This window comes from Micrococcus sp. GbtcB5, from assembly GCF_019091605.1.
In the GTDB taxonomy this organism is placed as follows: domain Bacteria; phylum Actinomycetota; class Actinomycetes; order Actinomycetales; family Micrococcaceae; genus Micrococcus; species Micrococcus luteus.
The window spans coordinates 1-237 of record NZ_JAGXJK010000459.1 but is presented as its reverse complement, the minus strand read 5'-3'; the positions used below and the strand labels follow the sequence as shown (position 1 = coordinate 237).

Genomic DNA, 237 nt, shown 5'->3' with positions numbered 1-237 from the left:
GTCGGCGGCCATGGCGAAGTTCAGGCTGGAGTCGGGGTGACCCTCGTAGGCCTGCTCGGCGATCGGCGGGGCCTGCTGCGGGTCGTGCGCGGCGCCGTCGTGGCCGGCCACGGTCGCCTCGTCGTACTTCAGCTCGCCGCTGAGGACGCGCCGGGCGCGCTCGCCGTCGAGCTCGCCCACCCAGCGGCCCGTGAGGAGCGTGGCCACGGCGTTGCCGGTGGAGGTCGGCAGGGCGCG

At 76.4% G+C, this 237-nt stretch carries 1 pseudogene; it reads right to left on the bottom strand.

The features are described 5' to 3' along the window. Window positions 1-237 (bottom strand): annotated as a pseudogene (locus KVS67_RS13095) (C4-dicarboxylate transporter DctA); the annotation flags it as partial.